The sequence below is a fragment of the Photobacterium sp. SP02 genome (genome assembly GCF_038519165.1).
Taxonomy (GTDB): domain Bacteria; phylum Pseudomonadota; class Gammaproteobacteria; order Enterobacterales; family Vibrionaceae; genus Photobacterium; species Photobacterium halotolerans.
The window spans coordinates 1-8,195 of the sequence record NZ_JASJOJ010000100.1 but is presented as its reverse complement, the minus strand read 5'-3'; the positions used below and the strand labels follow the sequence as shown (position 1 = coordinate 8,195).

Here is an 8,195-nt window from a genome sequence, read left to right as displayed (position 1 = left end):
AATGGGTGTTCACGTTAAACCAGAATAGGTGTTCACATTGGACCGGAATGCGTGTTCAGCATGGACCGGAATACGCAATATCCATTAAGCAGCAGTTCAAACATATCCATGTTCGCATGAGCGAATGGTATGGGAATGGCGCAATCGAATCCCGCCTACAGGATATAAAGGTAGACAGTGAGCTAATTAACTTGCTCAACGAAGTAAAACTTGAACAAACAACGGCGCACTTTGATAAATGGTTCAATGGTGATGAAAAGCTAACGGGAAGCTTTGGTAAGGCTATTGTCGCCATGCGTGACGACAAACCTGTGATCTATAGCAACTGGGATAGCTTGTATCGATTGGTTAAAGAAAAACGGTTAACTTTACATGGCACCCTACATAGCTATTGTAAAAATGGCTATGAATGTGACATGGATGGGGTAATAAATGCCGCATTCTGCGTTGATTGCCGTGGCGGAGGTAGCGTCGTGGATGATAAAAAAGCGTCGTGGTGGCAAAAGAAACATCAAGCGTTGAGTAGCTATCTGAAGCAGCAATCCGATGTCAGCCATGCAGAGTATGCTCACTGTATTACACAGATTCGAGCTGCCGAGAAAGTGTTGAATGATTTTGGACTGAAATTTGAAAAATATCAGCACCCATTGCAGGTTATCGATTTATGAAAAAGTCAGAAAATACACTTCTCAAGCTTGAAGCCGCTTTGCAACGAATCATCGAACGAAAAACCAAACGAATACCCGATCACCGTAAATTATCGGTTCGAGCTGTAGAGGAAGAAGCCGGATTAGGAAATGGCAGTTGCTATTACTATCCAGATTTCAAGCTCAGAGTTCAATCAGAAGTACAAAAACTAAAGTGCCTTACGCCTGATACAGCAGTTCAGTCCGATGTCGAGATTTTGAGAGAAAAGCGCAACCAAGAAAGAAAGATAAAAATTCAGTATCGTGAAAAAGTTGCTGTATTGACCCAAAGATTAACTTCAATGGCCGCAGAACATCATCAACTAAGTCATGCTCTAAGGAGTGCTCTTTCACGTATTGAAGATCTTGAACTTCAGATAGTTGAGCTCAAACAGAGCCAGATTGTGAGAATCAAGTGATTGTATAACTGAGCTAGTTTTACTGCCCTTTGCTGGCTAAACTAGCCAAACAAACAGAGCCAGGAAAACTTTCACATGTGAAAGTTTTCCTGCTTAACCTCAAAGGCAGAGAAGATGGGTAGAAAACTTGAAGACATCATTGCAGAGCAGCCTCAAGAGGTCGCTTACGCAGCCGAAGAGATAGCGTCTAAGCAGTTGATTCAGCTTCGTCTGATGGAGCTACTAAAGCGTATCGGTGCTGATGCAAGTTACCAAATTGATAGCTGTACGGTCGATGGCCTACACCAGTTGAAACAAATTGTTGAATCAGGCGGAGGAAAGCTCCACCTTCATGTTGACCTATCTGACGGCTCACATCACGGTTTTAGGCTTTGACGCTTGCACTTTCACATGTGAAAATTACCAAGGGTGAGCCAAACCATTTTCAAAATTAGCTAATTTTGCTAACAGTGCGACAAGAGGCTAAGAAGTACAGATGAAAGAGCATAAATTTCTGGCAATTCGCCAGGCTCTGGTTCGAGCTCCCCGCAACCATTGTATGGCTGAGGCGCATCTGCAAATGATTAAATACGCTGACGATCTTAAAAATATTACAGCGAAAGAGTTTTGCGAAGAGGTTTAAATCCTATACTAATTCCAAGGTGAGGAACAGTTTGAGCTTAAATAATGCGCATGAAGGATATGATTACCAAGATCTGATATCTAGCTATTTCATACTAGAAGAGATACTCAACGGCAATCGAGAAAGCATATTCTCTATAGACAAGAAGCATACGAAAGGTGATACCCCGGATAGATTCGATGACTTAGTAATAACTAACGGGGATAAAATACAACGTAAGCAAATAAAATATAGTAATGAACAGACATCTGTCAGGCTAACCAAAGATTACCTTTCTGCCGATAGCCACTATAAGATAGCGTTACATAAGCTATATGAATCATGGAAAGCTCTTAACACTACTCATACTGAATTTAGGTTATGTTTAGCTTGGGATGAGCCTGTTGAAGAAAACATTCTAAAGGTATTAAACCTTCAGCCTTCAAATCTATCGTCGTTCGACTCATTTTCAACTAAAGTCTTTAAAATTGACATAAACAAACTTTGGGAAATTGAACCTGAGAATTTCAACCGTTGGGATAGCCTAAAACAATATGTAAAAGAAAATAATATTGATAGAGATGATTTCCAAACCTTCTGTGAATGCCTCTTAATTGAAGTTAGCCTTCCAAAAGCCAGTTTACAATTTAACTCCCCTAATGAACTAGAAGAAATTTTAATCTCGCAAGCCGCGCGACTAGGGGTTGGGCAATATCCAAACGATGATGTTAACATCATTGATTTTTTAGTAAGACTTGTTAAACAGGTTGGAAATTATAGAACGAGCTCTGCTGTTGTAACAACTTCAGATGTATTAAAAGATCTACGCATTAAAACTGATTTTGGAGAACTTCAGCAAAAGTTTGAAATCGATCAGAGTAAAAACGTTAAGTCCGATTGTAAATATAGTTCATTCTATAATTTTGCTGTGACCAGCAAGAAAGTAATATTGTCAGGTGAGCCAGGATCTGGTAAGTCATGGTTTCTAACCAATTTAATAGATTATTTAGAACGTACTAAAAAAACTGTTCTTCGCCATTATTGCTTCACAAGTACTGAAGATGAATTTATAGAGAAAAGAGTCAGTTCTAACACATTTTTTGGAAATATAATAAGTGGTATAGAAAAAGCATTTCCAATGCTCACTAAAGTAAAAAATCAGATTTTTGCGGCTAACCTAGATGAATTAAACCTGCTTCTGCAAAATATAGAAGAGCCGCTAGTAATAATAGTTGATGGCTTAGACCATATTAATAGGGTTTTAAGTTCATCTATTAGCTTATCTAAAGAAAAAACCCAAATCCTAGAAAATATATCTCAGATAAACACTCCTGATAACGTAACAATAATATTAGGTTCTCAGCCAGTTGATGAGTTAAATTTCCTTAAAAATGATTTCAGTTATAGAGAACACCAATTGCCAGCCTGGAATATTCAGGATACTAAAGAGTTGGTAATAAAACATGGAATAACACAAGTAGATTGCAATGATGAAGATCTCATCACGTTAATTCATGAAAAGAGTGAGGGCAATCCACTTTATTTAACTTATATATTGTTAACACTAGAAAATAGCAAAGTAGTAAGTAATGATCTCATACATTCCCTCCCCCCTTATGATTTCAATCTAAAGAGATACTACGAATACTTAACAAATAAAATTGAAAATAACACAACAGCGGAGATTTTATCTTGCCTCGATTTTTCTGTAACTAGAAAAGAGCTTCAAGAGATAATACCGGTGAAGCACCATTTCAATTCTAGTATGAAAGTACTGTCTCCTGTCATTTCTGAAAATACAGCTAGAGGTGGAATAAGGCTTTACCATGATAGTTTCAGGCGATTTAACATGGAAAAGTTGGCTGATATCGAAGCTCTAGATACCATGAATGAATTCATTATAAACTGGCTAAATCGTGACTGCTTTTTTGAAAGTGACAAATCTTACCGTTATTTATTTAGTTACCTAATGCGGACAAAGAAGTATGAGGATATTAGTAGCTATGCATCAAACAACTTCCTACCAAATAGCTTGTATTATGCTCACCCAGAAGCATTGATTCGAAGAAACTACGAAAGCTTTCTAAGCGTTGCCAAAAAAACACAAAACTGGTCTCTATTTATTTATGCCAGTGAACTGAATAGGGCTATTAATACAACTAGTTCAGAAGAGCATCACAGTCAGTTTTTAGATAATTTTGAACTATATTTTGAGGCTATTTGTTTGATCTATGGAGTAGAAAAAGCAAATGCACTTTTATATTTTAATGGCGAAAAGAATCATAGCGATTCTGTTACAGCGCAAGCATTTAGAATATTAGAAAAGCAGGGCTATTCTCCCAATTGGGAGGATGTAAATGGGCTATTTTTAGGGAAGGTAAGGCAAGATGACTTCAAATACTACATTAGCTTTTTAAACCAAAATAATGATGATTTTCTAGCGTTTCTAAACAAAGTCATATATCACGAAGATAAAACCTATCTTCGAATTTTTTTAGATGAGATATTCAGACTAAAAGGCAGTGACTTTTTAATTTATCTACATAGCAAACTTACCGACATTGAAAAAGAGTCAACGGGACTTATCATCAATAACCTTTTCGAAAGAGAGAGTTGTTCTGCAAGAATACCAATAAGGGTAGAGACTAATGTGACTCTGGAGCTCTTATCTTTACCACTCATCAGCGAAAATGTAGATAACGACGAACTAGCTAGGTTTTGTAGCCAATTAGAATTGTATTCAGATAACGATTTAAATAGTTTGATCAGCTTCGAAAAAACAATTACTTCTGATTTCATCGTTCACAGTTGGATAAAGTTTTTTATACGGAATCTTATCATAGGCAAGACCTGCAATGGCTCCTCATTAGAAGAAGGCATAATTCAAAGCTTCGCGTTATTAGCAGATGACATGATTAACTTTCCTAGAGCTAGGTATTCTAGTTTTCTCTTTGATAACCGAGGCTTGATTGATAGAAGCTTTGAGCAAGCATTGGTGCATATCAACTCACAATTGGCATGGAAGACGATATTTGATATCAGAAGAAAAATTGTATTTCCTATTCTCCCAACGATAGAGAATCGATTCCTCAATGAAAATAATATCAACTTCGTAATAAAGGCTTATGATAGCTTCGATGAAGAAGACTGTGATTACTATGAACACTCACAGCATTCATTCAAAAAAGCAATTTACTATGCAAAAGTAGGAGATATAGAAAAAGCCAAGTTAGAGTTGAAAAATGCTATTCACTTAACGACTAGTTACACTTCTCGAAAAGACAGAAATTTAGCTGAAGTAATTGAGCCACTCCCTTCGGTAAACAACATAAATCCTAGTTTTGCTAAAGAATACACTAAAAAGCTTAAATACCTCACTGATGCGGTGATGAAACATACTGAAGATGGCAAAGATACCAGATGGTTAACTATAGAATGGTTTGAAGTATTCATAAAAATTGATTTCGAACAAGCTACGAAATATTTAATCAATCAAATGTTGACCAATGGGTATTTTTGGAAATTAGATTTTATGTTTGTGGATCTATTGCAACATAGCGATAACGTCGAGCCAAGTATTTTAAATTTTCTCTATAAATTATCTCCAACAAACATTAAAGATACATATCTCAATGGTTTTCTGGAGGTAATTGAGCGTTTAGAAAAGAACGACGATAAGTTAGCCAAGGCATCTATGGTTAATCTATCCGCAAGAGACTGGAATGATTCTTATGACACATTGAGTCAAAAAACTGTTCACAAATATAATAATATTGCTCACAAATTAGGACTTAACTTACATTTAGAGGAAAGTAAAGAAAAAAGCGCTGGAGTTCCCCGCTCATTTGGCAATGAAAAGTTATCCATAAAACTGACTACGAAGTTATGTAAAGAAGATAGCTTAAGGAGCAAATTGACACCGGACCTTGTCGATTATTTAGTTTCTCAAGAGGTCTTGGGGAACGACAATCTCAATTACTTATATTTCTTCTTTAAAGAGGGAAATAATACAGAATTGGTAAATGAAATACTTCTGCCACTTATCCGAAAAAGATTCCCAAGAGGACAAGAATATTTTACAAATCTGCGGATGTTGATTCAAGGAATCACCATCTCAGATAGAGATAAAGTTTTTCTATTGGTCAACAATTTCGTCTACTCAAAAGACGGGTGGTTTTCTAGCTTTGTCGACAGGGAATCATTACTCCAAGCTGTTATGATTGATAGAGATATTACGCAAAACTGTTTAGCATCAGCTCTATATACTTTTTCCAAAAATAAGGATTATTCATCTAAGACAACGGCTAACCTAATTATTGCCTTCGAATACGTAGGTTTTGATGAACAGACTATTTTATCAATGTATGAAACAGGTTTTGATTTCATAAAAAGTAGACTACCAGACGAAAATGAATTTGAATGGGAAAGTTTAAATTACATTGAAATATCTGAAATGAATGATGATGAACGAGCAATTACATTACTCCTTAGTAAAGCAAACAACCTAGATTCATTAGTTCAACGAGAGATTATTTGTGCGCTAAGTTACTTGGTGAAGAATTACACTAACCTTTTAATTAAACCTCTTAATTGGTTTTTCAATAACTTTCATCTGTTCCATCACTCAACTATCGCTTCAATCCTTGAGCTTATATCGATTGAAATCGAGCAGCTTAAACCATTATTGCTAGAGATAAAGCCATCTATTGGAAAACTCATAGGGGTGCAAAATTTGTACATACATAATGTAGTCGAGAGTATTTTTTGCGAGCTAAGTAATGAATAGCAATATCATAAACTTAATCAACAACTCCAAATTCATCAGATATTTAGGTGACTTAGGAATTGATAAGAATGACGTAAATAAAGCAATAATGCAGGATTTTAATGAAGATGAATTTGAGAACTTTGTTAATAGATCCTGCGGTATGCTTTCTCCGAACACCTATATCTATGATTTAGTTTTTAAGCATGTAAATGAATTTTTATATCAACACTATAGGGAATCGGTCATTTCTGAAGGTGACGGAAAAATAGATGTTAAAACAATGATTGCAACATCTAACTCTCTAATTAGTAGACCCAACTTAGTAAAACCGATTGATAAATCAACTGGATTTAGGGCTCCTGACGAATTAGACGACTTTGTTGTCATTGCTAGATTTGAGCGTCAATTTGAAGCTAAGGATTATGGCCGCAACACTAAAGGCAATCACACAGTAGTATGTGAAGGTTGTCTACCTATGAAAATTAAAATGAACCCTCTGAAAATTTTTCCGCATACTCAAGATATTTGGAAAGATGAATACTGTTATGGAACCCCTGCTATCCAAGGGTTTTGTATTAATGACAATAGTTTAGATGCTGCGCAAGTTATTTGGATGAATGGTGAACTGCTGAGTATGTTAGGCCTGATTCTAGATTGTTATGATAACGGACTTAGAGCCCTAAATGAAAATGGTGAAGCAGTTTTGATATATCGATGCTGGAGAGAAAGTTTAATCGGAAAAGGGGCTTCCTTTGTTGGCTTAGACTCCAATATTTCAAGGCTAGAAGGTTGTGATTTAATATTAAGAAAAGACTTTTATGGAAAGTTAAAGACCTTTATTCCAAATATTGCTTTCTATACACAAATAATCTAGCTAAATGTTCTTCATTAGTAAATTATCTTATTAAGCCGTTCAGGACCAACCCAAAAGCAAATAGTAAGATTTATCAAGTTACAGTCGAAAAATTCGTCAAAATATTTGAGGGCATAGTTCAACTAGACTTACGACAAAATGGATGAAAACTCTGGAAAGTGGTATACTCAGGGTTAATTTTTTAGGAAAAGCAGTGGTGTTCGCCAGCTTTTCTGGAAAAGACTACCAAGCCGCGTTAAATAAACTTTTCCAGATTTATTTCAGAACTCAGTTGTGTAAGTAAGCCAGTACTATGCGTTGATCCGCAAATTAGCGTTCAGCGTTGAGAGACAAAAGACCAGCGGGATTGCTGGTCTTTTTATTTCCACGTCACTTCAGCGCTGTTACAACATGTCGCGCTGTTTATACTCTTCCGTGTATTCGGGTAAAGATAATGTCGTCACCATGATGCGATATCCTTACCGTAATTAACCGCAACTTTCAGCTTCTTTCGCCACATCAATATACTGGCGTATTATTTTGTCTATCTCTGGCAATTGCTCATCAGTACAACTAAATGCAACTTCATAGATACCATAAATCGGAGTTCTTAAAAATTCTTCCACGCCATACCCATGGGTACACACTGTGTATTGATAAAATGATTCGTACCCCATGTATCGGTATTGTTTGTCTCGAACAAATGGAATGACCTCAGTTGCTACTTTTTTATGAAACCCCGTCATCTTAAACGACAACAAAGCAAAAGCCCCTGCGCCGACAAAGGCGAGGGTGTTCATAGTTCTGTGTCAGCATAAGTCACAGATCCACATATTGATCGACCCTGTTCGGGAAGTGGAGGCTCAAC

General features: G+C 36.4%; 6 protein-coding genes and 1 pseudogene. 6 read left to right on the top strand and 1 reads right to left on the bottom strand.

Annotated features, from left to right (window positions below; genetic code table 11):
* The 6 genes and pseudogenes from P0Y67_RS21770 to P0Y67_RS21745 form a co-directional block, all read left to right on the top strand.
* Positions 1-668, top strand: a pseudogene (locus tag P0Y67_RS21770) (hypothetical protein); the annotation flags it as partial.
* Positions 665-1,105 (top strand): hypothetical protein, encoded by a 441-nt coding sequence (locus P0Y67_RS21765; protein ID WP_000747938.1) that lies wholly within the window; start codon positions 665-667, stop codon positions 1,103-1,105. The pseudogene P0Y67_RS21770 and the gene P0Y67_RS21765, both read left to right, overlap by 4 nt.
* A 114-nt stretch (positions 1,106-1,219) precedes the next feature.
* Positions 1,220-1,480, top strand: a complete 261-nt coding sequence (locus tag P0Y67_RS21760; RefSeq protein ID WP_000532786.1) for a hypothetical protein — start codon at positions 1,220-1,222, stop codon at positions 1,478-1,480.
* Between the two features lie 100 nt (positions 1,481-1,580).
* Positions 1,581-1,727 (top strand): HTH-like domain-containing protein, encoded by a 147-nt coding sequence (locus tag P0Y67_RS21755; protein ID WP_002020314.1) that lies wholly within the window; start codon positions 1,581-1,583, stop codon positions 1,725-1,727.
* A 31-nt stretch (positions 1,728-1,758) separates the two neighbouring features.
* Positions 1,759-6,492 carry an ATP-binding protein gene (locus tag P0Y67_RS21750; RefSeq protein ID WP_342393557.1) on the top strand — a complete coding sequence of 1,578 codons (4,734 nt, stop codon included), beginning with the start codon at positions 1,759-1,761 and terminating at the stop codon, positions 6,490-6,492.
* A complete protein-coding gene (locus P0Y67_RS21745) occupies positions 6,485-7,348 on the top strand; it encodes a hypothetical protein (RefSeq protein ID WP_342393556.1) in 864 nt (287 codons plus the stop codon). The genes P0Y67_RS21750 and P0Y67_RS21745 overlap by 8 nt, the downstream gene beginning before the upstream one ends.
* A gap of 467 nt (positions 7,349-7,815) precedes the next feature.
* Here P0Y67_RS21745 and P0Y67_RS21740 read toward each other — a convergent pair whose 3' ends face one another.
* Positions 7,816-8,127, bottom strand: a complete 312-nt coding sequence (locus P0Y67_RS21740; protein WP_342393555.1) for a hypothetical protein — start codon at positions 8,125-8,127, stop codon at positions 7,816-7,818.
* Positions 8,128-8,195 lie beyond the last annotated feature (68 nt).

Bases quoted from the DNA above. Each gene is read 5' to 3' on its own strand.
- P0Y67_RS21740 (WP_342393555.1), bottom strand. From the start codon at position 8,127: ATGAACACCCTCGCCTTTGTCGGCGCAGGGGCTTTTGCTTTGTTGTCG.
- P0Y67_RS21755 (WP_002020314.1), top strand. From the start codon at position 1,581: ATGAAAGAGCATAAATTTCTGGCAATTCGCCAGGCTCTGGTTCGAGCT.
- P0Y67_RS21760 (WP_000532786.1), top strand. From the start codon at position 1,220: ATGGGTAGAAAACTTGAAGACATCATTGCAGAGCAGCCTCAAGAGGTC.
- P0Y67_RS21765 (WP_000747938.1), top strand. From the start codon at position 665: ATGAAAAAGTCAGAAAATACACTTCTCAAGCTTGAAGCCGCTTTGCAA.
- P0Y67_RS21745 (WP_342393556.1), top strand. From the start codon at position 6,485: ATGAATAGCAATATCATAAACTTAATCAACAACTCCAAATTCATCAGA.